Origin of the sequence: Streptomyces sp. E-08 (assembly GCF_049913095.1) — a bacterium.
Lineage (GTDB): Bacteria > Actinomycetota > Actinomycetes > Streptomycetales > Streptomycetaceae > Streptomyces.
In genome coordinates, this window is record NZ_CP183971.1 from 1,527,714 (window position 1) to 1,554,044 (window position 26,331).

Here is a 26,331-nt window from a genome sequence, read left to right on the forward strand (position 1 = left end):
GGCCTCACGCCCGGAACACGTGACGCCGGATGGCGGCCGCGTTGGAGAAGATACGGATGCCGAGCACGACGACCACACCGGTCGAGAGCTGCGCGCCCACGCCCAGCTTGTCGCCGAGGAAGACGATCAGCGCGGCCACGACCACGTTCGAGAGGAACGAGACCACGAAGACCTTGTCGACGAAGATCCCGTCGAGCATGGCCCGCAGACCGCCGAAGACCGCGTCGAGGGCGGCGACCACGGCGATCGGAAGATAGGGCTCGACCACCGCCGGAACCTCGGGGCGGACCAACAGTCCGACCACGACTCCGACGATCAGGCCCAGTACGGCGATCACGATGTGCCCTTCCCTGTGTCGGCCGTGGCCCGACCGGACGGCGTCGCCGCCCCGGCCCCCCTCGGCTCTGCGGTACGTACGGTCAGGCTCGGCGCGGCCGGCAGGCTGACATCGCCCTCGGCCGAGATCCTGCTCCTGATCCCGAAGTTCTCCACCAGCGCGTGCAGGTACTGCCCGTCAGCGCTGTCCTGGAACGCGGTGCTCAGCCGCTGTCCGTCCCCGATCGCGAGGACGGTGTACGGCGGCACCAGCGGCCTGTTGTCGACCAGTATGGCGTCACCGGCCGCGCGGATCGCGGACAGTGACGTCAGCCGCTGCCCGTTGATGGCGACGGCCTCGGCACCCGACTCCCACAGCCCGTTGACCACCCGCTGCATGTCCCGGTCGCGGACCCGGCCCGTGTCGGTGAAGCCGGCGCTCTCCCTCGGTCCGCCACCCCCGGTGTCGGTGTCCTTGGCGTCGTCGACGACGAGCTTCACCCCGGGGCCGTGCACGGGCGTCGCGCCCGACAGGAGTGCCACGAGTTCGGTCTGGTCGCCGCCGTGCTGCTGGAGGGCCTGCCGCTGACGCGCTCCGACCTCGTCCCGGATCCGCTCGACGTCCTTCTCCAGCTGATCGGCGGACGACGTCTCCTTCTCGATCCGGTCGATCAGGTCCTGCCGCTCCTTGGCGACGACCGGCGCGGAGATCCGCGCCTCGGCGGCGCCGACGGTCACCACGACGGCGGCGAGCAGAAGACCCGCGGCGACACCGAGTTTGGCCCGCAGGCTACGGGGCAGTCCGCCGCCCTCGGCCGCGCGCCGGGCGGTCGCCTCGGCGTAGCCGTCGTCGAGAGCGTGGTCGATCACGTTGTTCAGCAGCGACATGGACGCGTCCGGACGCGGCGGCGGTGATCCGGTGCTCCGAACGGGGGGCTGCTGCGACATGCCGCACATCGTCGCACGTCGCACGGCCTACCGCCGAATGGCCCCTCCCTGCGGCCGGGAGGCACCCCTGGGGCACCTCCCGGCCGGAACCACCCGTACCGTCAGCGACCTGCGCTGTCGACCACCTCGGCCCACTCGTCGAGCAGGGCCTGGGCGGAGGCGTCGTCGGGCCCCTCCGCCCACAGATGGGTGACGGCCTCGGCGGGGTCGGGCAGCACCATCACCCACCGCCCGTCGGCCTCCACCACCCGCACTCCGTCGGTGGTGTCCACGGACCGGCTGCCCGCCGCCTCCACCACCCGGCGCATCACGAGACCCTTCACGGCCCACGGAGTGGCGATGTCCTTCTTCAGGACGTGCGCCCGCGGGATCCGGGCGTCGATCTGGCTCAGCGTGAGCTGCGTCCGCGCCACCAGACCGATCAGCCGCACGAACGCGGCGGCCCCGTCGAAGACGCTGCTGAACTCGGGCACGATGAACCCGCCGCGCCCGTCGCCGCCGAAGATCGTCGACTCCTCGCGCCCGACCCTCGTGAGGTCGTCGGGCGAGGTGGTCGTCCACTCGACCTGGGTGCCGTGGTACGCGGCGACCTGCTCGGCGATACGGGTCGTGGTGACCGGCAGCGCGACCCGCCCGGACCGCCGTTCGGCCGCCACCAGGTCCAGCATCACCAGGAGCGCCCGGTCGTCCTCGATGATCCGACCACGCTCGTCCACCAGCGAGAGGCGCTCGCCGACGGGGTCGAACCGCACCCCGAACGCGGCCCGCGCCGAGGCCACGATCTCCCCGAGCCGCACGAGACCGGCCCTCCGGCTCTCGGCCGACTCGGTGGGCCGGGACTCGTCGAGACCGGGGTTGATGGTCAGCGAGTCGACCTGGAGCCGCCCGAGCAGGCTGGGCAGCACGAGCCCGGCGCTGCCGTTGGAGGCGTCCACGACGACCTTCAGTCCGGCCTCCGCGATCCCGGTGGTGTCGACGTTCCGCAGCAGGGAGCCGGTGTACGAGTCGAAGACGCTCGCCGGGAAGGACAGGTCGCCGATCTCACCGGGGAAGGCACGCCGGTACTCCTGGCGCGCGAACACCCGGTCCAGCTTCCGCTGCCCGCCCTGGGAGAGGTCCGCTCCCCGTTCGTCGAAGAACATGATGTCGACGGAATCGGGCACGCCGGGCGAGGTCCGCACCATGATCCCGCCGGCGCTCCCCCGCGCGGTCTGCTGCCGCGCCACCGGCAGCGGTACGTTCTCCAGGTCCCGTACGTCGATGGCACTGGCCTGCAGCGCCGAGATCACCGCCCGTTTCAGCGCCCGGGCGCCCCGGGAGTGATCGCGCGCGGTGGTGACGGTCGCCCCCTTCTTCAGGGTCGTCGCGTACGCCCCGGCGAGCCGGACGGCCAGCTCCGGGGTGATCTCCACGTTCAGGATGCCGGAGACTCCGCGCGCCCCGAAGAGATGGGCCTGCCCCCGGGACTCCCAGATGACGGAGGTGTTGACGAAGGCGCCGGCCTCGATCGTCTTGAAGGGGTAGACCCGCACGTTCCCCTGCACGATCGATTCTTCGCCGACGAGGCACTCGTCCCCGATGACGGCCCCGTCCTCGATCCGGGCGGCCCGCATGATGTCGGTGTTCTTCCCGATCACACAGCCACGCAGATTGCACTGCTGCCCGATGTAGACGTTGTCGTGGATGACCGCCTTGTGCAGGAAGGCGCCGCTCTTGACGACCACGTTCGAGCCGATGACGGTGTGCTCGCGGATCTCGGCGCCCGCCTCGACCTTGGCGTAGTCACCGATGTAGAGCGGTCCGCGGAGCACGGCGTCGGGATGTACCTCGGCGCCTTCCGCGACCCACACGCCGGGCGAGATCTCGAAGCCGTCGATGTCGACCTGGACCTTGCCCTCCAGGACGTCCGCCTGGGCCTTCACATAGCTCTCGTGGGTGCCGACGTCCTCCCAGTAGCCCTCGGCGACATAGCCGAAGATCGGCTTGCCCTCCTTCATGAGCTGCGGGAAGACGTCACCCGACCAGTCGACGGGAACGTCCGCCTCGACGTAGTCGAAGACCTCGGGCTCCATCACGTAGATGCCCGTGTTCACGGTGTCCGAGAACACCTGCCCCCAGGTGGGTTTCTCCAGGAAGCGCTCGACCTTTCCCTGTTCGTCGACGATCGTGATCCCGAATTCCAGTGGATTGGGCACCCGGGTCAGACAGACCGTGACGAGGGCGCCCTTCTCCTTGTGGAAGGCGATGAGATCAGAGAGATCGAAATCCGTGAGCGCGTCCCCCGAGATGACGAGGAAGGCGTCGTCCTTCAACGCTTCCTCGGCGTTCTTCACACTTCCCGCTGTACCGAGTGGCTTTTCCTCGTTGGCATACGTGAGCTCCATCCCGAGCTCTTCTCCGTCGCCGAAGTAGTTCCTGACGAGGGAGGCGAGAAACTGCACGGTGACGACGGTCTCGTTGAGACCGTGTCTCTTGAGCAGTCGTAGGACGTGCTCCATGATCGGCCGGTTCACCACCGGCAGAAGAGGCTTGGGCATGCTCGAGGTCATGGGGCGAAGTCGGGTTCCTTCGCCACCGGCCATCACGACGGCCTTCATGTCGGAAGCGTCCTCCTTGAAGAGACGACGGTCCTGCCGACTTCACCTGTCCGCTCAGGGGCCCTGGGACGTCCTCGTTGTTGCCGGCGACGCTGCTCGACACAGGACAGACGGGCTCAATCGGCCGCGGTATCCGCCTTCACGAGTCGACGGACCTGGACCACGTAGAGGATCCCTGCCCACCAATACAGAGTTGTACCCCATCCGGCGAAGGCCCACCCGAAAACTTCAGCGAGTGACGAGAGCCAGCCCGTTCCGTCACTGAGAAGCAGCAGCGGGAAGGCGTACATCAAGTTGAAAGTCGCAGCTTTCCCGAGGAAGTTCACCTGCGGCGGCGGGTAACCGTGCCGGCGGAGGATTGCCACCATCACGAGCAGCATGGCCTCGCGCGCCAGAAGCGCGGCGGTCAGCCACAGGGGAAGGATCTCCCGCCAGGTGAGGCCGACGAGAGTGGACAGGATGTACAAGCGGTCGGCGGCGGGGTCGAGCAGTCGGCCGAGGTTGCTGATCTGGTTCCAGCGCCGGGCGAGTTTGCCGTCGAGGTAGTCGCTGATGCCGCTGAGCATCAGCACGAGCAAGGCCCAGCCATCACTGTTGGGGCCGCCGAACACAGGTCGGAGAATCAGCCACAGGAAGAGCGGCACGCCCAAGAGGCGAGCCATGCTCAGGATATTGGGGATGGTGAGGACCCGGTCGGTCTGAACGCGAGTCTCCTGGACCTCCACCCGGGGGCCTCCTGCTGGGAACGTACGGACGATGCCCCCTGACCTTACCCTCAGCCACAACACCGCCGCGCACAGGGGGCACCGCCCGGCGGCAGAACGCAAAAATGCCTCAACCCCCGGACATGGTCCGGGGGTTGAGGCTAAAAATTGTTCGGCGGCGTCCTACTCTCCCACAGGGTCCCCCCTGCAGTACCATCGGCGCTGAAAGGCTTAGCTTCCGGGTTCGGAATGTAACCGGGCGTTTCCCTAACGCTATGACCACCGAAACTCTATGAAGTTGAACTCAACCGGCAAGGGAGTTCATTGCTTCAGAACTAACACAGTGGACGCGAGCAACTGAGGACAAGCCCTCGGCCTATTAGTACCGGTCAGCTCCACCCATTACTGGGCTTCCACATCCGGCCTATCAACCCAGTCGTCTACTGGGAGCCTTACCCTCTCAAGGAGGTGGGAATACTCATCTCGAAGCAGGCTTCCCGCTTAGATGCTTTCAGCGGTTATCCCTCCCGAACGTAGCCAACCAGCCATGCCCTTGGCAGGACAACTGGCACACCAGAGGTTCGTCCGTCCCGGTCCTCTCGTACTAGGGACAGCCCTTCTCAATATTCCTACGCGCACAGCGGATAGGGACCGAACTGTCTCACGACGTTCTAAACCCAGCTCGCGTACCGCTTTAATGGGCGAACAGCCCAACCCTTGGGACCGACTCCAGCCCCAGGATGCGACGAGCCGACATCGAGGTGCCAAACCATCCCGTCGATATGGACTCTTGGGGAAGATCAGCCTGTTATCCCCGGGGTACCTTTTATCCGTTGAGCGACGGCGCTTCCACAAGCCACCGCCGGATCACTAGTCCCGACTTTCGTCCCTGCTCGACCCGTCGGTCTCACAGTCAAGCTCCCTTGTGCACTTACACTCAACACCTGATTGCCAACCAGGCTGAGGGAACCTTTGGGCGCCTCCGTTACCCTTTGGGAGGCAACCGCCCCAGTTAAACTACCCATCAGACACTGTCCCTGATCCGGATCACGGACCGAGGTTAGACATCCAGCACGACCAGAGTGGTATTTCAACGGCGACTCCACCATGACTGGCGTCACGGCTTCAAAGTCTCCCACCTATCCTACACAAGCCGAACCGAACACCAATATCAAACTGTAGTAAAGGTCCCGGGGTCTTTCCGTCCTGCTGCGCGAAACGAGCATCTTTACTCGTAGTGCAATTTCACCGGGCCTATGGTTGAGACAGTCGAGAAGTCGTTACGCCATTCGTGCAGGTCGGAACTTACCCGACAAGGAATTTCGCTACCTTAGGATGGTTATAGTTACCACCGCCGTTTACTGGCGCTTAAGTTCTCAGCTTCGCCCTGTCGAAACAGAGCTAACCGGTCCCCTTAACGTTCCAGCACCGGGCAGGCGTCAGTCCGTATACATCGCCTTACGGCTTCGCACGGACCTGTGTTTTTAGTAAACAGTCGCTTCTCGCTGGTCTCTGCGGCCACCCCCAGCTCACGGAGTAAATCCGATCACCAGACGTGGCCCCCCTTCTCCCGAAGTTACGGGGGCATTTTGCCGAGTTCCTTAACCATAGTTCACCCGAACGCCTCGGTATTCTCTACCTGACCACCTGAGTCGGTTTAGGGTACGGGCCGCCATGAAACTCGCTAGAGGCTTTTCTCGACAGCATAGGATCATCCACTTCACCACAATCGGCTCGGCATCAGGTCTCAGGCTTAATGCGTGACGGATTTGCCTATCACACGCCCTACACCCTTACCCCGGGACAACCACCGCCCGGGCTGGACTACCTTCCTGCGTCACCCCATCGCTTACCTACTACCACCTTGGGTCGACGGCTCCACCACTTTCCTTTCCCCGAAGGGTCCGGAACGGCTTCACGGCCTTAGCATTAATGGGCTCGATATTGGGCGTTTCAAAGCGGGTACCGGAATATCAACCGGTTGTCCATCGACTACGCCTGTCGGCCTCGCCTTAGGTCCCGACTTACCCTGGGCAGATCAGCTTGACCCAGGAACCCTTAGTCAATCGGCGCACACGTTTCTCACGTGTGTATCGCTACTCATGCCTGCATTCTCACTCGTGAACCGTCCACAACTCGCTTCCGCGGCTGCTTCACCCGGCACACGACGCTCCCCTACCCATCACAGTCCCCGTTGGGGGTATGTACTGCAATGACACGACTTCGGCGGTACGCTTGAGCCCCGCTACATTGTCGGCGCGGAATCACTTGACCAGTGAGCTATTACGCACTCTTTCAAGGGTGGCTGCTTCTAAGCCAACCTCCTGGTTGTCTCTGCGACTCCACATCCTTTCCCACTTAGCGTACGCTTAGGGGCCTTAGTCGATGCTCTGGGCTGTTTCCCTCTCGACCATGGAGCTTATCCCCCACAGTCTCACTGCCGCGCTCTCACTTACCGGCATTCGGAGTTTGGCTAAGGTCAGTAACCCGGTAGGGCCCATCGCCTATCCAGTGCTCTACCTCCGGCAAGAAACACACGACGCTGCACCTAAATGCATTTCGGGGAGAACCAGCTATTACGGAGTTTGATTGGCCTTTCACCCCTAACCACAGGTCATCCCCCAGGTTTTCAACCCTGGTGGGTTCGGTCCTCCACGAAGTCTTACCTCCGCTTCAACCTGCCCATGGCTAGATCACTCCGCTTCGGGTCTTGAGCGTGCTACTGAATCGCCCTATTCGGACTCGCTTTCGCTACGGCTTCCCCACACGGGTTAACCTCGCAACACACCGCAAACTCGCAGGCTCATTCTTCAAAAGGCACGCAGTCACGAGATACAGCAAGCTGTATCCGACGCTCCCACGGCTTGTAGGCACACGGTTTCAGGTACTATTTCACTCCGCTCCCGCGGTACTTTTCACCATTCCCTCACGGTACTATCCGCTATCGGTCACCAGGGAATATTTAGGCTTAGCGGGTGGTCCCGCCAGATTCACACGGGATTTCTCGGGCCCCGTGCTACTTGGGTGTCTCTCAAACGAGCCGTACAGATTTCAGCTACGGGGGTCTTACCCTCTACGCCGGACCTTTCGCATGTCCTTCGCCTATCCATACGGTTTCTGACTCGTCTCACAGCCGGCAGACTGTGAAAGAGAGATCCCACAACCCCGCATGCGCAACCCCTGCCGGGTATCACACGCATACGGTTTGGCCTCATCCGGTTTCGCTCGCCACTACTCCCGGAATCACGGTTGTTTTCTCTTCCTGAGGGTACTGAGATGTTTCACTTCCCCTCGTTCCCTCCACATGCCCTATGTGTTCAGGCATGGGTGACAGCCCATGACGACTGCCGGGTTTCCCCATTCGGAAACCCCCGGATCAAAGCCTGGTTGACGGCTCCCCGGGGACTATCGTGGCCTCCCACGTCCTTCATCGGTTCCTGGTGCCAAGGCATCCACCGTGCGCCCTTAAAAACTTGGCCACAGATGCTCGCGTCCACTGTGTAGTTCTCAAACAACGACCAGCCACCCATCACACACCGCCAAAGCGATGCTTTACTGGGGCCGGCATCCTCGAAGATACGAACCTTACGGCCGTACCCTCAGACACCCAACAACGTGCCAAGCACAGTCCGTTCCTCGAATCCCGTTTTCCACGCCGAAGCAGTACTAACGATCTCGCGTCACTGACTGTGCCAACTAATCAACGTTCCACCCATGAGCTGACCGTGCAGAACGTTTGCCTGCAATCGGTACTGTGCTCCTTAGAAAGGAGGTGATCCAGCCGCACCTTCCGGTACGGCTACCTTGTTACGACTTCGTCCCAATCGCCAGTCCCACCTTCGACAGCTCCCTCCCACAAGGGGTTGGGCCACCGGCTTCGGGTGTTACCGACTTTCGTGACGTGACGGGCGGTGTGTACAAGGCCCGGGAACGTATTCACCGCAGCAATGCTGATCTGCGATTACTAGCAACTCCGACTTCATGGGGTCGAGTTGCAGACCCCAATCCGAACTGAGACCGGCTTTTTGAGATTCGCTCCGCCTCGCGGCATCGCAGCTCTTTGTACCGGCCATTGTAGCACGTGTGCAGCCCAAGACATAAGGGGCATGATGACTTGACGTCGTCCCCACCTTCCTCCGAGTTGACCCCGGCGGTCTCCTGTGAGTCCCCATCACCCCGAAGGGCATGCTGGCAACACAGGACAAGGGTTGCGCTCGTTGCGGGACTTAACCCAACATCTCACGACACGAGCTGACGACAGCCATGCACCACCTGTATACCGACCACAAGGGGGGCACTATCTCTAATGCTTTCCGGTATATGTCAAGCCTTGGTAAGGTTCTTCGCGTTGCGTCGAATTAAGCCACATGCTCCGCTGCTTGTGCGGGCCCCCGTCAATTCCTTTGAGTTTTAGCCTTGCGGCCGTACTCCCCAGGCGGGGAACTTAATGCGTTAGCTGCGGCACCGACGACGTGGAATGTCGCCAACACCTAGTTCCCAACGTTTACGGCGTGGACTACCAGGGTATCTAATCCTGTTCGCTCCCCACGCTTTCGCTCCTCAGCGTCAGTAATGGCCCAGAGATCCGCCTTCGCCACCGGTGTTCCTCCTGATATCTGCGCATTTCACCGCTACACCAGGAATTCCGATCTCCCCTACCACACTCTAGCCTGCCCGTATCGGATGCAGACCCGGGGTTAAGCCCCGGGCTTTCACACCCGACGTGACAAGCCGCCTACGAGCTCTTTACGCCCAATAATTCCGGACAACGCTTGCGCCCTACGTATTACCGCGGCTGCTGGCACGTAGTTAGCCGGCGCTTCTTCTGCAGGTACCGTCACTTTCGCTTCTTCCCTGCTGAAAGAGGTTTACAACCCGAAGGCCGTCATCCCTCACGCGGCGTCGCTGCATCAGGCTTTCGCCCATTGTGCAATATTCCCCACTGCTGCCTCCCGTAGGAGTCTGGGCCGTGTCTCAGTCCCAGTGTGGCCGGTCGCCCTCTCAGGCCGGCTACCCGTCGTCGCCTTGGTAGGCCATTACCCCACCAACAAGCTGATAGGCCGCGGGCTCATCCTTCACCGCCGGAGCTTTTAACCAGCTCCCATGCGGAAGCCGGTGTTATCCGGTATTAGACCCCGTTTCCAGGGCTTGTCCCAGAGTGAAGGGCAGATTGCCCACGTGTTACTCACCCGTTCGCCACTAATCCACCCCGAAGGGCTTCATCGTTCGACTTGCATGTGTTAAGCACGCCGCCAGCGTTCGTCCTGAGCCAGGATCAAACTCTCCGTGAATGTTTACCCGTAATCGGGTGACACTCGCGTTGAGCGGGACAGTCATGCCGGAATATGGCCGACCGTCCACAGCGTCCTCGCTGTGTATGTTGCCTACTCGCCACAAGGGCCAGCAGGACTTTCAAAGGAACCTCGCCATCCGAAGATGGACGGGGTATCAACTAATCTGGCGTTGATTTTTGGCACGCTGTTGAGTTCTCAAGGTGCGGACGCTTCCTTCGTTCCTGTTTCCAGGCCCTCCGGGCGCTTCCTTCGTTTCCAGCTTAGCAGATCCGATTTCCGTTTCTGCCACCCGCTGGAGCGGGCTGCTGGGGCAGGAATTCGCTTTTCGCGTTTTCCGTTCCCGGCGGGGTTGAACATTACCAGGCTTTCTCGGTCCCCCTGACCACTCCGTCTGCGAGCACGCAGAGGTGTAGACCACTGGGGTTAGGATCTGGCTTGATAGGTGCTGCCGACCCGCGACTCAAGGCCGCGTTGGGGTCAGGCAGGAGTACGACAGTACATCCCACCGTCAGTAGAGGCAAATCCTTCCGGTAGTCCCTAGCTCCGCACAACAGGTACGTCTCGTGCGGAACCGGGACTTCCTATGACATACGCTTCAGAACAGTACGCCGTCCAGGACAGGTAGTGACGGCGCCACACAATCTCCGCCCCTGGGAGGCTTCCCATGACAACCGTGACGTCGCCGCTTGCTGGACGCGCCATCGGTCTCGCCGCAGTTCCCGACCCGGTCTTCGCCGGTGCGATGGTCGGGCCCGGAACCGCCATCGATCCCGTACGTGAGCCCTCGGAGGCCGTCTCCCCTCTCGACGGGGTCATCGTCTCCATGCACCCGCACGCCTTCGTCGTCGTGGACGACGAAGGACACGGTGTGCTGGTCCACCTCGGCATCGACACCGTCCAGCTCAACGGCGAGGGCTTCGAGCTGCTCGCGAACAAGGGTGACCGGGTGACGCGCGGACAGGCCGTCGTCCGGTGGAACCCCGCCGCGGTCGAGGCCGCCGGCAAGTCCCCCATCTGTCCCGTCGTGGCCCTGGAGGCCGGTGCGGACTCGCTGTACGACCTCGTCGAGGACGGCGACGTGAAGGCCGACGACGTGCTCTTCGGCTGGCGCTGAGCCGGTCCGTCCTCGTGACGACCGCGAGTTCGACATTCAACGCGGCGGCCGGGGCCGTCGCTCAATCGGAGACGGGTGAGATGGAGACAACGCTGCGAGGCGTCGGCGTCAGCCACGGAGTGGCGATCGGCGAGGTCCGGCACATGGGTACGGCGGTCCTGGAGCCGCCGGCCAAGCAGATCCCGGCGGACGAGGCGGAGCGCGAACAGGGGCGCGCCCGCCAGGCCGTCGAGGCTGTGGCCGCGGACCTCAATGCCCGGGGCAACCTGGCCGGTGGTGAGGCCCAGGCGGTGCTGGAGGCCCAGGCGATGATCGCCCAGGACCCGGAGCTCATCGCCGACGTCGACCGCCGGATCGCGGTCGGCAGCACGGCCGAGCGCGGTATCTACGACGCCTTCTCGCACTATCGCGAGCTGCTCGCCGGGGCCGGCGAGTACATGGCGGGCCGGGTCGCGGACCTGGACGACGTGCGGAACCGGATCGTGGCGCGGCTGCTCGGCGTGCCGATGCCGGGTGTGCCGGACAGCGACGAGCCGTACGTACTGATCGCGCGGGATCTGGCGCCCGCCGACACGGCGCTGCTCGACCCGACGCTGGTGCTCGGGTTCGTCACGGAGGAGGGCGGTCCGACCAGCCACAGCGCGATCCTCGCGCGGGCGCTGGGCGTGCCGGCCATCGTGGCTCTGCCGGGCGCGGGTGAGCTGGCCGAGGGCACGCTCATCGCGGTCGACGGTTCCACCGGTGAGCTCTTCGTGGACCCGAGCGAGGAGAAGAAGGCGGAGCTGACGAAGGCGGCCGCCGAGCGCAAGGCCGCGCTGGCCACGTCCAGTGGTCCGGGCGCGACCTCCGACGGTCACAAGGTGCCGCTGCTCGCGAACGTCGGCGGTCCCGCGGACGTGCCGGCGGCGGTAGAGGCCGGTGCCGAGGGCGTCGGTCTGTTCCGTACGGAGTTCCTCTTCCTGGACGACAGCAAGAAGGCGCCGTCCGAGGAGAAGCAGTTCGAGGCGTACCGCAAGGTGCTGGAGGCGTTCCCCGAGGGCCGTGTGGTCGTGCGGGTGCTCGACGCGGGCGCCGACAAGCCGCTGGACTTCCTGACGCCGGTGGACGAGCCGAACCCGGCGCTCGGTGTGCGGGGTCTGCGGTCGCTGCTCGACCACCCGGAGGTGCTGCGGACGCAGCTGACCGCGCTGGCGAAGGCGGCCGAGGGGCTGCCGGTGTACCTCGAGGTCATGGCTCCGATGGTGGCCGACCGTACGGACGCGAAGGCGTTCGCCGACGCGTGCCGTGAGGCGGGGCTGCGGGCGAAGTTCGGTGCGATGGTCGAGATTCCCTCGGCCGCGCTGCGGGCGCGCTCGATCCTGCAGGAGGTCGAGTTCCTGTCGCTCGGCACGAACGACCTGGCGCAGTACACCTTCGCGGCCGACCGTCAGGTCGGTGCGGTGTCCCGGCTGCAGGACCCGTGGCAGCCGGCGCTGCTCGACCTGGTGGCGCTGTCCGCCGAGGCGGCCAAGGCCGAGGGCAAGAGCTGTGGTGTCTGTGGCGAGGCCGCCTCGGATCCGCTGCTCGCGTGTGTGCTGACCGGTCTGGGGGTCACCTCCCTGTCGATGGGTGCGGCGTCGATCCCGTACGTGCGGGCGACGCTCGCGAAGTACACGCTGGCGCAGTGCGAGCGGGCCGCGGCCGCGGCGCGTGCCGCGGACACGGCGCACGAGGCGCGGCTGGCCGCGCAGGCGGTGCTGTCCGGGGAGTGATCCCCGAGGTGCTCGATGAAGGGGCTTTCCGTCACCTGGTGGCGGGGAGCCCCTTCCTCGTGTCCGGGATCAGTGGTGGGTGGTCCAGTCGTCGTCGGGGTCGGGGGCGAGGGGGTGGCCGGCGCGGTACTCGACGCCCGGTTCCGGGGAGAGCGGTTCGCCGGTGCGCGCGTCGGTGCAGTAGGCGGCGAAGACCTCGGCCTCGGTGAGGGGGGTCAGGGTGCTGAGGGTGAGGCGCCAGCCGTGGAGCCGGTCGGGGGTGCCGGGGGTGGTGGTGCGCAGGACGATGCCGCCGGGTGCGGCGAGAGCGATGCCGGCGGCGAGTACGGCGGTGAACTCCGGTCCTGTGGCGTCCTCGGGGGGTGTGGTGCCGTGCGTGTGGTGGAGGACGGCGAGGAGCTGGTCGTCGGCGGCCCGGACGCTGCAGACGAGGTGGTGGGTGCCGGGGCCCGCGGCTTCGAGGAGTCGTGCGAGCAGGCGGGCCGCCCGCTCGTAGGCGGCTGTGCCGATGTCCCTGCCGCAGCCGGCGCAGTCGCCCGCGGTGGCCAGGACGGTGGTGGCGTACTCCCAGGTGGCCTGGCGGACAGCGGTGTCGACGAGCTCGGGGAGGAGGGTGGTGAGGGGCTGGCCGGTGTAGGTGACGCGGGCGCCGGTGGCGGCCAGGTGGGCGGTGAAGTGGCTGCGGCTCGTGGGGTGGTCGGGGTCGGTGCCGGTCTCGGCGCACCAGGCCGCGTACTCCTCGGGGTCGAAGAGGGTGACGGTGGTGTGGCCGCCCTGGGTGGCGAGGGTCCTGAGGAGGGCTTCGACCTGCCGGAGGTAAGTGGCGTGGTCGTCGAAGGCGAAGGTGCGGTACCGGCGCATGGCGGCGAAGTCCTGCTCGTCGGCGAGGAGGCCGACGGTGCTGGGGACCTCGCGGCGCAGGGCGCGGCGGAGGTGTGCGGTGGTGGTTCCGGTGCGTGTCATGTCTCCCCCTGGTGACGCTCCGATCAGTGCTCACTCACCGTAACCTTCGGCACTGACAGTGACGGTTCGGTGAGGCGTCGGCGGACGAGCCGGTTCTGGGCGGCGGTGGTGGCGACCAGGGCGGCGCCGAGGAGGGGCCATGCGAGGGGGCCCGCGGAGACGAGGCCGGTCATGAGGAGGGGGCCCGCGAAGCGCTGGGTGGACTGGGCGAGGCCGTGGACTCCGAGGTAGGCGCCCTGGGCGTCGTCGGGCGCGAGGGCCACGGAGATCTCCCAGGACACGATGGTGTGGATCATCTCGGCGAAGGTCAGGGCGACGGTGGCCGTGACGAGGGCGGTGATCGCGAGGGTGCCGCCGTCCACGGCGGAGACGGCGAGGGCGAGAGTGCCGACGGTGAAGAGGCCGGCGAGGGGGCCGAAGAGGCGGCGGGCGGCGTCGGTGGTGGTGCCGAAGCGGGAGAGCGGGACCTGGAAGAGGACGACGAGGGCGCTGTTGACGACCATCAGGAGCGGCGCGAGGCCGACGGGGGCGTCGGTGGCGTGGACGATCCAGAGCGGCAGGGCGACCTGGAGGATCGAGTCGTGGAGGAAGAAGACGGCCTCGCCGGTGGTGAAGGCGAGGAAGCCGCGGTCGCGCCAGGGGTTGGAGGGCTTGGTCGTGGGGGCCGGGTCGGTGGAGGCGGCGGCGACTCGGGAGGCCGCGGGGGCGGGGGGTTCCGCACAGCGGAGGGTGAGGGCGGCCATCACGAGGTAGGACAGCGCGTCGCCCACGAGCAGGAGGTGGAAGGCGGTGGTGGAGCCGACGGCGAGTGCGGCGGCGGCGCCGAGTCCGCCGAGGGTCCAGCCGATGTTGGAGGTGGTGCGGTTGATGGCCTGGTAGCGGACGCGGTCGGGGCCGGCGACGCGGGCGGCGTAGAGCTTGGTGAGGACGTTGGTGGCGCGGTCGGGGAGGGCGCCGGCGGCGGAGAAGAGGACGAGCAGGAGGTAGTTGTCGGTGGTGAGGAGGGCGAGGAGGGCGGCGGCGCGGAGGAGCTGGGTGCAGATGATGACGCGGACGAGGGGGAAGCGGTCGGCGAGTCGGCCCCCGAGCGGGGCGCCGGCGATGCCCGCGGCTCCGGAGAGGGCGATGAGGAGGCCGACCTGGCCGAGGCCGAGGCCGGTGACGTAGGTGAAGTAGAGGGCCATGGCCGTGGACCAGAGTCCGGTGCCGCACTTGTCGATGAAGCCGATGAGGAGCATGCGGCGGCCGTCGGTGCCGCCGGGGATGCGGTCCTTGAAGGGCGGTCGGTCGGGTCGGGTGGTGCTGCGGCTCATGGGTCCCCCTTGCGAACTGCTTTGTATTGATACATAATTGATTACGTGGCAGCACAATATGCGATCGAAGGGGCGACGGCCAAGGGGATTGCCGCGTCCGTGGAGCGGGGCGTGTCCGAGGGCGGGCTCGCCCCGGGCGACGCCCTCCCCCCGGTGCGGCGGCTCGCCGACGAGCTCGGGGTGAGTCCGGGGACCGTCGCGACGGCCTACAAGGAGCTGCGGCAGCGGGGGCTTGTCGTCACCCGTGGCCGGGGCGGGACGGTGGTGGCGGAGGTGCCGTCGGCCGTCTCGCGGCGCCCCCCGCGCGTGCCCGCAGGCCTGGTGGACCTGTCCACCGGGTTTCCGGACCCGGCCTTCCTGCCCGTACTGCGGCCCCCGGCGGCCGTCGACCCGGTCTACGGCTCCCATCGCGCCGCGCCCCGGCTCGCGCACCTGGAGGAGCTGACCAGGGCGTGGTTCGAGCGGGACGGGGTGTCGGCGGAGCACGTGACGTTCGCGCACGGCGCCCTCGACTGCATCGCGCGGCTCCTCTCGACGGAGCTGCGGCCCGGGGACGCCGTGGCGGTGGAGGATCCCGGGTTCCACCATGTGCTCGACCTGGTGCCCGCGTTGGGCCTGCGGGCGGTCCCGGTGGCCGTCGACGAGGAGGGGCTCGTACCGGAGTCGCTGCGCGCGGCGCTGCGCGGCGGGGTGCGCGCGGTGGTGTGCAGCCCGCGCGGCCAGTGTCCGACCGGGGCCTTCTTCACGCGCGCGCGGAGGGACGAACTGGTGGCGGTGCTCCGGGAGTTCCCCGAGGTGCTCGTCGTGGAGGACGATCACAACGCGGAGGTCGGCGGAGCCGCGGCGTACACGCTCGCGGCGGCGGGGCTCGAACGGTGGGCGCAGGTGCGGACCGCGTCGAAGCACCTGGGCATCGACCTGCGCTGGGCCGGGGTCGCGTGCGACGCGGTGACTCTGGCGCGGCACGACCGCCGGATGGTGATGACCTCGGGCTGGGTCAGTCACGTCCTGCAGGAGACGGCGGCCGCCCTGTTCGCCGACGAGGCGGTACGGAACCTGGTGGCGGCGGGCGAGGCGGCGTACGCGGAGCGGCGCACGGCGCTGATCGGCGCGCTGGGCGCGTACGGGATCCGCGCGGTCGGGGCGAGCGGTCTGAACGTGTGGGTGCCCGTGCGGGACGAGTCCGCTGTGGTCAACGGCCTGCGGACGCAGGGCTGGTGGGTCGCGGCCGGGGCGCGGTTCCGCGTCGCGGCCCCGCCGGCCGTGCGGATCACGACGGCGAGGCTCGCGCCCGCGGACGCCATGCGGCTGGCGGCGGACTTCGCCGAGGTCCTGGGGGACGCTCAGGCGACGTACGGCGGCTGAGCGTCGAGGTGCCGGATCCTCGGGGGCGGCACGTCTGTCGTGACCCGGGTCGCCGCAGTCCGGCGTGTGGTCCAGGTCACGGGAACCCCGGCGAACCAGCGCCCAGTGCGTTGTGTGGAATCACCTATGAGAGATCGTTTCCGCGCCGGGGACCCCGCGGCGCTCGGAGAGGCGTACGACGAGCACGCACGCGTGCTGTACCACTACGCCTACCGGGTGTGCGGGGACCGGGCGGCGGCGGAGGACGTCGTGTCCTCCGCCTTCCTGGAGGCCTGGCGCTGTCGCGGGAAGGTGCACGCCGACGGCGGCAGCCTGCGCCCGTGGCTCCTCGGCATCGCGACCAACATCATGCGCGGCGCCGCCCGCGAGGCGCGCCGGCGGGACGCCGCGCTCGCCAGGATCCCCGAGCGCGGGGTCATGCCCGACTTCGCCGACGACGTCCTCGCCCGGATGACGGACGGGGAGCAGATCCGCGCCGCCCGCGTCGCGCTGGGCCGGCTCAAGCGGCGCGAGCGCGAGGTCTTCACGCTCGTGGTGTGGGCCGGTCTGGACTACGCCTCGGCCGGGGAGGCGCTGGGGGTGCCGGTCGGCACCGTCCGCTCGCGGCTGTCCCGGGCCCGTGAACGGCTCCGGAAGCTCGCCGAGGCGGAGCTGCGCGCGGGCCGGCGCCGGGAGCGGTCGTCGGCCGCCGCCGTCCGCTCGGCCGGGCGGCGCGCTCCTGACGGCTCGGGAGGCCCGGATCGCGGGGCGCGCCCGGGTCCGGACGGCGCGGCCCCCGGGCACCCTGCTCCCGCCACCGACCCCCTGGCGGTACCGGACCTCGGATCCGGTGCCCTCGCACAGTCGGGCGCCATGCCCGGGCCCGCCGCGTGGGCGGGCGTCCCCTCGCTCGCCGCCCCCTTCGCGGACGCGGGGACCGAGCCGGTCGGCTCGCCCGGTTCCGCGCGCGGTCCCCTCGTCGTACCCGGCGCCGTCACCACCCGCTCGACCGTCCGCCCGGGCCTCGCGCCCCGACCGACCCAGGAGAACCAGGCATGAACGCCTCCGCACCCCGCCCGCACGCCGACGCGGACGAGCTCCTGCGTGCCGAGCTCACCGAGCTGCTGCCCCCTCCCCCGGTCCCCGATCTGACGGCCGAGCGGAACCAGGACCTCAGGCACGCCGTCCTGCGGACCGCCCTGGGCACCGGGGACGGCGCGACCGTCCGCCCGGTGCGTGCGCGCCGGCCGCGCCAGGGGCTCCGGCTCAGCTGGATCGTCGCGCCGATGGCCGCCTGCGCGGTGGTCGCCGGTGTCGCCGTACTCGCGCCCCAGGACGGACCCACCGGGTCCCCCGGCCGTGTCACGGCCGGGCAGTCCGCCTCGCCCGAGGCCGTGCGGATCCTGTCCGGTGCCGCGCTCGCCGCGGCCTCCGCTCCCGCGCCGGCCGTCCGGCCCGGTCAGTACGTGTACGTCAGGAGCCTCGTCGCCCACGCGGGACGCGACGCGTCCGGCAGTCCCGCCACGCTGCCGCCCGCGCACCGGCGGGAGGTGTGGCTCTCCGTCGACGGCAACCGTCCGGGGCTGCTGCGCGAACCCGGTGCCGCCGACACGGAGCTCGGCGCCGAGGCGCCCGTGTACGAGCTGGACGGTCCCGGGGCCACGCCCCGGAAGACCACCATGGCGACGTCGCCGCCCTCGGTCACGAACCCGACCCACGCGTACGTGGCGGCTCTCCCGACGGATCCGGAGGTGCTGCTGCGCCTGATCCAGGACCAGACGCGCGCGGGCGAGGGCGACGCCGACCAGCGGGCGTTCACCGCGATCGGGACCCTGCTCGCCGAGACGTGGGCCCCTCCGAAGGTCACCGCCGCGCTGTACGGGGCGGCGGCGCGGATCCCCGGGGTGACCGTGCTGCCGTCCGCGAAGGACGCGGCCGGTCGCGAGGGCGTCGCCGTGGCCCGTACCGCACACGGCGAGCAGACTCAGTGGATCTTCGACCGGACGACGTCGGCGTTCCTCGGTGAGCGCACCGTCCTCACCGGGTCCACCTCGGCCGGCCGGGCCGGGACGGTCCTCGGGGTCTCGGCGGTGCTCGCCAAGGGCGCGGCCGCGGCGCCCGGCGAGCTGCCGAAGGACTGACCCGGGGCACACCGCGGGGGCCCGTCGATCCGGTCGGATCGACGGGCCCCCGTCATGACGGGGTCTAGCGGCGGCGCTCGGCCGCGAGCCTCTCGTAGAAGTGGAGCAGGCCGAGGTCGTCGACCGAGCCGGCGTTGACGGCCTTGGCCAGCGGGGTGCCCTGGAGGAGGCGCTTCACCGGGACCTCGATGCGCTTGCCGGTGAGGGTGTGCGGGACGCCCGGGACCTCGATGATCTCGTCGGGGACGTGACGCGGGGAGAGCTCCGCGCGGATCGTCCGCTTGATGCGGTCGATCAGGTCGTCGTCCAGGGCGACGCCTTCCACGAGGTGCACGAAGAGCGGCATCCAGTACCCGCCGTCCGGTTCCTCCAGGCCGATGACCAGGGACTCGCGGATCTCGGGGAGGCGTTCGACGGCCTCGTAGATGTCGGCGCTCCCCATCCGGACGCCCTGGCGGTTCAGGGTGGAGTCGGAGCGGCCGTGGATCACGACCGAGCCGTGGTCCGTGATCGTGATCCAGTCGCCGTGGCGCCAGACGCCGGGGAACATCTCGAAGTAGCTGTCGCGGTAGCGGCTGCCGTCGGGGTCGTTCCAGAAGTGGATCGGCATGGACGGCATGGGGTTCGTGACGACGAGTTCGCCGACCTCGCCGATCAGGGGCTTCCCGGAGGGGTCCCACGACTGGAGGTCGGTGCCGAGGCCCGCCGCCTGGAGCTCACCGATGTGGACGGGGAGCGTGGGGACGGCGCCGGCGAAGCAGGAGCAGACGTCGGTGCCGCCGCTGACGGAGGCGATCCAGAGGTTGTCGCGGACCTCGTCGTGGAGCCAGCGGAAGCCGTCGGGGGGCAGCGGGGAACCGGTGGTGGCGACGCACTTCACGGCGGAGAGGTCGAAGTCCCGGCCGGGGTGGACGTCCGCCTTGGCGCAGGCCATCACGTACGCGGCGGAGGTGCCGTAGAGGGTGGCCCCGGTGCGTTCGGCGACCCGCCACTGGGCCGCGGTGTCGGGGTAGCCGGGGCTGCCGTCGTACAGCACGACGGTCGTGCCGGTGAGGAGCCCGGAGACGAGGAAGTTCCACATCATCCAGCCGGTGGACGTGTACCAGAAGAACACGTCCTCGGGGCCGAGGTCGCAGTGCAGGCCCAGCTGCTTGACGTGCTCGACGAGGATGCCGCCCTGGGACTGGACGATCGCCTTCGGCAGTCCGGTCGTGCCGGAGGAGTACAGGACCCACAGCGGGTGCGAGAACGGCACCTGTTCGTAGACCGGCTCGACGTCGGCGGCGACCAGGTCGTCCCAGGCGAGGGTGCCCTCGGGGGCGGGGGTGCCGAGGAGCGGGATGTGGACGACGGCGCGGAGGGTGGGGAGCTCGGCGCGCAGTTCGGTGACGGTGTCGCGGCGGTCGTGCTCCTTGCCTCCGTAGCGGTAGCCGTCGACGGTGAACAGGACGACCGGCTCGACCTGCTGGAAGCGGTCGAGGACGCTGCGGGCGCCGAAGTCCGGGGCGCAGGAGGTCCACACGGCGCCGACGGCGGCGGTGGCGAGGAGCGCGACGACGGACTGCGGGACGTTGGGCAGGTAGCCGCTCACGCGGTCGCCCGGGTTCACTCCGAGGGCGCGCAGCTCGGCGGCGAGGGAGCCGACCTGGCGGCGGAGCTCGCCCCAGGTGGTCGGCGTGGGGTCATGTGTCTCGTCCACATGGAGCAGGGCCGTGTCATGGGGCCGCTCGGTGGCGGCGCGCAGGGCGTGCTCGGCGTAGTTGAGGGTGGCTCCGGGGAACCAGTCGGCGCCCGGCATGGAGCGGTCGCCGAGGACCCGCTCGTACGGGGTGGAGAAGCGGAGGTCGAACCACTCGACGACGGCCTGCCAGAAGGCTTCGAGTTCCTCGACCGACCAGCGGTGGAGCGCCGCGTACCCGCCGTCGGCGGGGGCTCCGTGGTGCTCGGCGGCCCAGGCCTGGAAGCGGGTGACGGCGGCCGTGGCGATGCGTTCGTCGTCCGGCTGCCAGAGGGGCTCGGTCGGCGCTGCGGATGTCATTGGGGCGGCTCCCTGGCTGTACGCGGGTCTGCGTGTGTCTCGCGCACGTGCTGGGGTGTGCGCGTGACGCGGCTGACAGGACGATGCCATGTGATCGTCTTTCGCACCAGGTCTGCCCGCCCATGGTCGGGCAGTTGAACATGTGCTCCCACCACGGGTGAACGGCAGCTGAACGGAGCCCGTTCGGCCTCGGGCGGGTGGCAGGGTGAGCTGCATGAACGGTCGGGAACTGCTGCGTTCGATGAAGGTGTTCGGTTCGGCGCAGGGCTTGCGTGTGGTGCGGTCGGCGTGGCGGCAGCGCCGTACGGACGCGTGGGGGCTGCCGCCCCGGGGGCCGGAGCGGGCCAGGGTGCCGGGGCTCGCGGTGGACGCGGAGGCGGCCCCGGGCGGCGGGACCGTCCGGTTCGCCCGGTCTTCGCTCCGGATCCGCGTGTCGTCGGGCGGCACGGTGTTCTGGGCGTGGGACGGGGCCGGTCCGCTCCCCTCGTACGCGCTGGCCGGCGAGGCACCCGACCCGGATCCGCGGGCCTCGCTCGAACCCGACACCGACGGCGGCTGGCGGATCGTGTCGGAGCGGGTGACGGTGACGGTCTCCCGGCACGGGGCGGTGGAGCTCCGGACGCCGGGCGGGGTCATGCTCCGCCGGGACCTGCCGCCGCGCTGGTGGGAGCCGGTGGCGGGGCGGGGGGACGAGGACGGGGCGGTGGCGCCGGGCACCGCGCGCTGGGTGCAGCGCAGTGAGGTGCCGGCCGACGCGCGGTTCTTCGGGCTCGGCGGGCGGTCGGCGGGGCCGCGCCTGCGGGACGGGTCGTACCGGCTGTGGAACACCGATCCCAAGGGCCGGTTCGGGCCCGGGGACGATCCGCTCTACATCACCATGCCCGTCCAGTTCGTGGTCTCCGACGCGGGCACGCACCTGGCGTTCCACGACAACTCCTGGGACGGCCGGGTGACCCTGGCCGAGGGCGAGGAGGGCGCCGGGTCCGGGCACGACCGGCCGGGGACCAGCGAGGTGCGGATGGCGGGCGGGCCGCTGCGCTGCTGGGTGGTCGTCGGCACCCCCGCGCGCGTCCTGCACGGCTGGGCGGCGCTGACGGGCGCGCCCGCGCTCCCGCCGTCCTGGGCGCTCGGCCCGCAGCACGCGCGCTGGGGCTTCGGCAGCGCGCGGGAGGTGCGCCGGGTGGTGGCCGGGTACCGGGAGCGGGGGCTGCCGCTGTCCGCCGTGCACCTGGACATCGACCACTTCGACGGGCACCGGGTGTTCACGGTCGACCGGGAGCGGTTCCCCGATCTGCCGGGGCTCGCGGAGGAGCTGCGGGAGCAGGGCATACGTCTGGTGTCGATCGTGGACCCGGCGGTGAAGGCGGAGCCGGGCGACCCGGTCCACGACGCCGGCTCGGCGGTGGACGCCTTCGTCAGGGACGCGCGGGGGCGGGTGGTGCGCGGGGTGGTGTGGCCCGGCGAGTGCGCCTACCCGGACTTCACCGATCCGGCGGTACGGGAGTGGTGGGGCGGTCTGTACGAGGAGCGGCTGCGGCAGGGCTTCTCCGGGGTGTGGCACGACATGAACGAACCGGTGTCCTTCGTGCCCTTCGGTGACCCGACGCTGCCCCGATCGGCCCGGCACGCGCTGGAGGGGCGGGGCGGCGACCACCGGGAGGCCCACAACGTCTACGGGCTCGCGATGGCCCGGGCCGGGTACGAGGGGCTGTGCCGGCTGCGGCCCGACGAGCGGCCGTTCCTCTTCTCGCGCTCCGGCTGGGCGGGCATGCAGCGGTACGGGGGCACCTGGTCCGGCGACGTGTCGACGGGGTGGCCGGGGCTGCGGGCCTCGCTCGCCCTCGTCCTCGGTCTGGGGCTGTGCGGGGTGCCCTACTCGGGGCCGGACGTGGGCGGTTTCGACGGCAGTCCGTCGCCGGAGCTGTTCCTGCGCTGGTACCAGCTGGGCGCGTGGCTCCCCCTGTTCCGCACGCACGCGGCGATCGACGCCGGGCGGCGCGAGCCGTGGGAGTTCGGTCCCGAGGTCCTGGAGCACGCGCGCGTGGCGCTGGCCGAACGGGAGCGGCTGCGCCCGTACTTCACGACGCTGTCCCGGCTGGCCCGGATGACGGGCGCGCCGTACGTGCGGCCGGTGTGGTGGGGGACGCCCGAGGACCGGGGGCTGCGGGACTGCGAGGACGCGTTCCTCCTCGGCGACGCGCTGCTCGTGGCGCCGGTCCTGACGCGGGGCGCGGACCGGCGGGCGGTGCTGCTCCCGCGGGGGCGCTGGTACGACACGGCGACGGGGCGGGCGTACGAGGGTCCGGGGCAGGTGCTGCTCGACGCGCCGCTGTCCCGGGTGCCGGTCCTGGCCCGGGCGGGCGCGGTGCTCCCCGTGCGGGGCGAGGGGGGCGAGGTGGTCCTCGAGGTGTGGGCGCCCGCCGCGGGGCGCACGGGCGGGGGTCTCGTCGTGCGGGACACGGGGGACGGCTGGGAGCCGGCCTCGATCGAGCGCTACCAGTCGCGGCTGGTGGACGGCCGGGTGGTGGTGGAGCTCGTCACGGACGAGGGGGTGGAGGAGGCAGGGCTGCCGGTGGTGGTGCGGGGGCTGTGAGCGGGGTGCGACCGGCCTCGGGGCCGGTCGCCTGTGGACGCCCTCGGTCCGCCCCGGGCCCGGTCACCCGTACGCGCCGTCGAACCACCTCCGTACCGCCTCCGTGTGGAGCGGGAAGGCCAGTTCCGCGGGTGCCGTGAGGACGTGGTGGCCGCTCGTCTCGTCCGTCGGGGTCGACGGCGGGAGCCGGTCGGCCGGGCGGGGCGGGAGGAGGCCGAAGAGGAGGAGGTGGCCGGCCGGGGAGCTCAGCGCGTCGGCGAGTCGGACCTCCTCGGCCGAGGCCGGGATGCCGGTCTCCTCGCGGAGTTCGCGGGCGACGGCGGAGCGCCAGTCCTCGCCGTGGTCGATGAACCCGCCGGGCAGCGCGACGCCGCCGCGCGCGGGCTCGATGGTGCGGGTGATGACGACCAGGCCCGTTCCCGTCGTGCCGGTGACGGGCAGGAGGGCGACCGCGACGGGCAGGGGGTTGCGGTAGGCGGTGTGTCCGCAGGCCGGGCAGGTGCGGGGCCAGCCGGCGTCGGGCAGGTGGGCGGCGCCGCAGGCGGAGCAGTAGGTGTCCTTCACGGCCCGACCGTATGCGATCGGCCTTTCCCGGCGCTGCCGGAACTGGTAGACGGGGCGCATGACAGGACTCGCAACCGCCCTCCGTACCCTCGCCGTCACGGCCGCGGCCGGGCTGCTCGCCGTCACCGGCGCCGTCGTCGCGCCCGCTCCCCCGGCCTCGGCCGCGCCGGAGCCCGAGGCACCGCGGGAGTTCGTGGCGCTGAGCTCCGTGGACCGGACGATCCTCCAGGAGATGCGCTACACGACCGCGCACAACTTCGTCGGCGAACCGGTCGACGGTTACCGGCAGCCGCTGTGCATCCTGACCCGCCCCGCGGCCGAGGCGCTGCACCGCGCGCAGCTGCGGCTCCTCGCGCGCGGGTACACGCTGAAGGTGTACGACTGCTACCGGCCGCAGCGGGCCGTGGACCACTTCGTGCGCTGGGCCAGGGACCTGGAGGACGAGCGGATGAAGGAGGAGTTCTATCCGCTCGTCGACAAGTCGAGGCTGTTCGCCGACGGTTACATCGCGGAGAAGTCCGGGCACAGCCGGGGTTCGACGGTGGACCTGACGATCGTGCGGCTGCCGGCGGTCCGCACGCGCGCGTACGTGCCGGGTGAGGAGCTCGTGGAGTGCTGGGCCCCGCGGGAGGAGCGGTTTCCGGACAACTCCGTGGACATGGGGACCGGGTACGACTGCTTCGACACCCGCTCGCACACCGACGACCCGCGGATCCAGGGCGCGCAGCGGGCGAACCGGCAGCTGCTGAAGGGCGCGCTCGCCGCGCAGGGGTTCGTGAACCTGCCCGAGGAGTGGTGGCACTTCACGTTCAGGCCGGAGCCGTTCCCGGACACGTTCTTCGACTTCCCTGTGGCGCGGAGGTCCGTGGCCGGGCATTGAGCCCTTCTCAGCACCGGCCTCCCGTGGCACACTTCCGACACACTTCTGACGGATCGTCAGTTCACGGGAGGCCCCGATGGCACGGACGCGCAGACCGGTGGTGGCCGGGTGGTTCACCGACGACACCGTTCCGGAGGCGGAGTTCCGGCTGCTCGGCACCCGTTGCACGGCCTGTACGTCGGTCTTCTTCCCGCGCGAGGACGACTGGTGCCGCAACCCGGGCTGCCCCGGCGGCGGCGAGCTGACCGAGGTCCCGCTCTCGCCCCGCGGCCGGGTCTGGTCGTACACCGACGGCCGGTACCGCCCGCCCGCCCCGTACGCCTCCGACCCGGACGCGCCCTGGGAGCCGTACACCCTGGTCGCGGTCGAGCTGGCGGCCGAGGCGATGGTGGTCCTCGGCCAGGCCGCACCCGGCGTGTCGACGGCTGACCTCGCCGTCGGGACGGAGGTCGAGGTGGTGCCGGGCGTCCTGAACGAGGACGACCTGCACACCTGGACCACCTGGAACTGGCGGCCCGTGGCACAGCGGCGGCAGGAGGAGCGGTCGTGAACGACATCGCCGTACTGGGGGCCGGGATGCACCCCTGGGGCAAGTGGGGCCGGAGCTTCGTCTCGTACGGGACGGCCGCCGCCCGCATCGCGCTCGCGGACGCCGGCCTGGAATGGTCGGACGTCGGCTCGGTCGTCGGCGCCGACACCATGCGGTGCGGATACCCGGGGTACGTGGCGGGGGCGACCTTCGCCCAGGCCCTCGGCTGGCAGGGGGCGCGCGTCACCAGCGTGTACGCCGCCTGCGCCTCGGGCGCCCAGGCCATCGGGACGGCCCGCGCCCAGATCCTGGCGGGCCTCGCGGACGTGGTCCTGGTCGTCGGCGCGGACTCGACGCCCAAGGGGTTCCTCGCCCCGGCCGGCGGCGAGCGGCCCGGCGACCCGGACTGGCTGCGGTTCCGGGTGCTCGGGGCGACCAACCCGGCGTACTTCGCGCTCTACGCCCGCCGCAGGATGGCGCTGTACGGCGACACGGCCGAGGACTTCGCCCAGGTGAAGGTGAAGAACGCGGCGGCCGGCGCGCTCAATCCACTGGCCCGGTACCGCGCGCGCGTGACGGCCGAGGAGGTCGCGGCCTCGCCCGTCGTCGCCGATCCGCTCCGGCTCCTCGACATCTGCGCCACCTCGGACGGGGGCGCCGCGCTCGTGCTGTCCAGCATGGAGTTCGCACGCCGGCACGGGCACCCCGACCCGGTCAGGATCAGGGCCGTGTCGACCGTCTCCCCCACGTACCCCAAGGCGGTCCTGGACCTCCCCGACATCGCGACCGACTCGGCGGCGGCCGTCGCCCCCGCCCCGCACACCTTCCGCGCCTCCATCGCCCGCGCCGCCTACGAGGAGGCGGGGATCGGGCCCGAGGACCTGTCCCTGGCGGAGGTGTACGACCTGTCCACCGCCCTGGAGCTGGAATGGTACGAGGACATCGGGCTCTGCGCCCCGGGCGAGGGCGCCAAGCTGGTGCGGGACGGCGCGACGGCCCTCGGCGGGCGTCTGCCGGTCAACACCAGCGGCGGCCTCGGCTCCTTCGGGGAGGCGGTGCCCGCCCAGGCCATCGCCCAGGTCTGCGAGCTGACCTGGCAGCTGCGCGGCACGGCGGGCGACCGGCAGGTGCCGGGGGCACGGGCCGGGATCACCGCGAACCAGGGCCTGTTCGGGCACGGTTCGGCGGTGGTGGCGGTGCGCTGACCACCGCCGGGCACCGCACCGTCAGACCGTGAACGCCG

Annotated in this window: 17 protein-coding genes and 3 rRNA genes; 9 read left to right on the top strand and 11 right to left on the bottom strand. The window is 69.6% G+C overall.

What is annotated here, in order from left to right; all coding sequences use genetic code 11:
* Nucleotides 1–4: 4 nt before the first annotated feature.
* From ACN9MM_RS06985 to ACN9MM_RS07015, 7 genes are all read right to left on the bottom strand, one after another.
* Nucleotides 5–337: a small basic family protein gene (locus ACN9MM_RS06985; protein WP_015032176.1), complete on the bottom strand. Its 333-nt coding sequence runs from the start codon at nucleotides 335–337 to the stop codon at nucleotides 5–7.
* Nucleotides 334–1,263: a DUF881 domain-containing protein gene (locus ACN9MM_RS06990; RefSeq protein WP_426362827.1), complete on the bottom strand. Its 930-nt coding sequence runs from the start codon at nucleotides 1,261–1,263 to the stop codon at nucleotides 334–336. Before ACN9MM_RS06990 ends, ACN9MM_RS06985 begins: the two co-directional genes overlap by 4 nt.
* Nucleotides 1,264–1,364: 101 nt before the next feature.
* Nucleotides 1,365–3,860, bottom strand: a complete 2,496-nt coding sequence (locus ACN9MM_RS06995; protein ID WP_426362828.1) for a sugar phosphate nucleotidyltransferase — start codon at nucleotides 3,858–3,860, stop codon at nucleotides 1,365–1,367.
* Nucleotides 3,861–3,976: 116 nt separating this feature from the next.
* Nucleotides 3,977–4,585 (bottom strand): CDP-alcohol phosphatidyltransferase family protein, encoded by a 609-nt coding sequence (locus ACN9MM_RS07000; protein WP_382872932.1) that lies wholly within the window; start codon nucleotides 4,583–4,585, stop codon nucleotides 3,977–3,979.
* Nucleotides 4,586–4,734: 149 nt separating this feature from the next.
* Nucleotides 4,735–4,851, bottom strand: a 5S ribosomal RNA gene (rrf, locus tag ACN9MM_RS07005).
* 72 nt (nucleotides 4,852–4,923) lie between these two features.
* Nucleotides 4,924–8,043 (bottom strand): 23S ribosomal RNA (locus ACN9MM_RS07010).
* 286 nt (nucleotides 8,044–8,329) lie between these two features.
* Nucleotides 8,330–9,855: ribosomal RNA gene (locus tag ACN9MM_RS07015) — 16S ribosomal RNA — on the bottom strand.
* Together the 16S, 23S and 5S rRNA genes form the textbook arrangement of a ribosomal RNA operon.
* A 667-nt stretch (nucleotides 9,856–10,522) precedes the next feature.
* Between ACN9MM_RS07015 and ACN9MM_RS07020 the strand changes: the two genes are divergently transcribed.
* Both ACN9MM_RS07020 and ptsP read left to right on the top strand, forming a co-directional pair.
* On the top strand, nucleotides 10,523–10,972 hold the full coding sequence (locus ACN9MM_RS07020) for a PTS sugar transporter subunit IIA (protein WP_426362829.1): 450 nt from the start codon (nucleotides 10,523–10,525) through the stop codon (nucleotides 10,970–10,972).
* An 80-nt stretch (nucleotides 10,973–11,052) separates the two neighbouring features.
* The gene (ptsP, locus tag ACN9MM_RS07025) at nucleotides 11,053–12,723 is read left to right on the top strand and encodes a phosphoenolpyruvate--protein phosphotransferase (RefSeq protein WP_426362830.1); all 1,671 of its coding nucleotides are present in this window, start codon (nucleotides 11,053–11,055) and stop codon (nucleotides 12,721–12,723) included.
* Nucleotides 12,724–12,792: 69 nt separating this feature from the next.
* Here ptsP and ACN9MM_RS07030 read toward each other — a convergent pair whose 3' ends face one another.
* Nucleotides 12,793–13,686, bottom strand: coding sequence for a hypothetical protein (locus ACN9MM_RS07030; RefSeq protein ID WP_426362831.1), 894 nt, complete (start codon nucleotides 13,684–13,686; stop codon nucleotides 12,793–12,795).
* A 23-nt stretch (nucleotides 13,687–13,709) separates the two neighbouring features.
* The gene (locus tag ACN9MM_RS07035) at nucleotides 13,710–14,999 is read right to left on the bottom strand and encodes an MFS transporter (protein ID WP_426362832.1); all 1,290 of its coding nucleotides are present in this window, start codon (nucleotides 14,997–14,999) and stop codon (nucleotides 13,710–13,712) included.
* Nucleotides 15,000–15,044: 45 nt separating this feature from the next.
* Here ACN9MM_RS07035 and ACN9MM_RS07040 point away from each other — a divergent pair, with 45 nt between their 5' ends.
* From ACN9MM_RS07040 to ACN9MM_RS07050, 3 genes are all read left to right on the top strand, one after another.
* The gene (locus ACN9MM_RS07040) at nucleotides 15,045–16,364 is read left to right on the top strand and encodes an aminotransferase class I/II-fold pyridoxal phosphate-dependent enzyme (RefSeq protein WP_426362833.1); all 1,320 of its coding nucleotides are present in this window, start codon (nucleotides 15,045–15,047) and stop codon (nucleotides 16,362–16,364) included.
* A gap of 126 nt (nucleotides 16,365–16,490) precedes the next feature.
* Nucleotides 16,491–17,402, top strand: coding sequence for a sigma-70 family RNA polymerase sigma factor (locus tag ACN9MM_RS07045; RefSeq protein ID WP_426362834.1), 912 nt, complete (start codon nucleotides 16,491–16,493; stop codon nucleotides 17,400–17,402).
* Nucleotides 17,399–18,484, top strand: coding sequence for a CU044_5270 family protein (locus tag ACN9MM_RS07050; RefSeq protein WP_426362835.1), 1,086 nt, complete (start codon nucleotides 17,399–17,401; stop codon nucleotides 18,482–18,484). Before ACN9MM_RS07045 ends, ACN9MM_RS07050 begins: the two co-directional genes overlap by 4 nt.
* A 64-nt stretch (nucleotides 18,485–18,548) precedes the next feature.
* Here the strand turns inward: ACN9MM_RS07050 and ACN9MM_RS07055 are convergent, their stop codons facing one another.
* The gene (locus tag ACN9MM_RS07055; RefSeq protein ID WP_426362836.1) at nucleotides 18,549–20,522 is read right to left on the bottom strand and encodes an acetoacetate--CoA ligase; all 1,974 of its coding nucleotides are present in this window, start codon (nucleotides 20,520–20,522) and stop codon (nucleotides 18,549–18,551) included.
* Nucleotides 20,523–20,736: 214 nt separating this feature from the next.
* Here ACN9MM_RS07055 and ACN9MM_RS07060 point away from each other — a divergent pair, with 214 nt between their 5' ends.
* Nucleotides 20,737–23,115 (top strand): glycoside hydrolase family 31 protein, encoded by a 2,379-nt coding sequence (locus tag ACN9MM_RS07060; RefSeq protein WP_426362837.1) that lies wholly within the window; start codon nucleotides 20,737–20,739, stop codon nucleotides 23,113–23,115.
* 63 nt (nucleotides 23,116–23,178) lie between these two features.
* Here ACN9MM_RS07060 and ACN9MM_RS07065 read toward each other — a convergent pair whose 3' ends face one another.
* The gene (locus ACN9MM_RS07065; RefSeq protein ID WP_426362838.1) at nucleotides 23,179–23,739 is read right to left on the bottom strand and encodes an NUDIX domain-containing protein; all 561 of its coding nucleotides are present in this window, start codon (nucleotides 23,737–23,739) and stop codon (nucleotides 23,179–23,181) included.
* Here ACN9MM_RS07065 and ACN9MM_RS07070 point away from each other — a divergent pair.
* From ACN9MM_RS07070 to ACN9MM_RS07080, 3 genes are all read left to right on the top strand, one after another.
* Entirely contained in the window at nucleotides 23,738–24,559 is an 822-nt protein-coding gene (locus tag ACN9MM_RS07070) for a M15 family metallopeptidase (RefSeq protein ID WP_426362839.1), read from the top strand. The genes ACN9MM_RS07065 and ACN9MM_RS07070 overlap by 2 nt on opposite strands.
* 76 nt (nucleotides 24,560–24,635) lie before the next feature.
* On the top strand, nucleotides 24,636–25,109 hold the full coding sequence (locus ACN9MM_RS07075) for a Zn-ribbon domain-containing OB-fold protein (RefSeq protein WP_426362840.1): 474 nt from the start codon (nucleotides 24,636–24,638) through the stop codon (nucleotides 25,107–25,109).
* Between the two features lie 26 nt (nucleotides 25,110–25,135).
* The gene (locus ACN9MM_RS07080; RefSeq protein ID WP_426368692.1) at nucleotides 25,136–26,293 is read left to right on the top strand and encodes a lipid-transfer protein; all 1,158 of its coding nucleotides are present in this window, start codon (nucleotides 25,136–25,138) and stop codon (nucleotides 26,291–26,293) included.
* The last annotated feature ends 38 nt before the right edge of the window (nucleotides 26,294–26,331 follow it).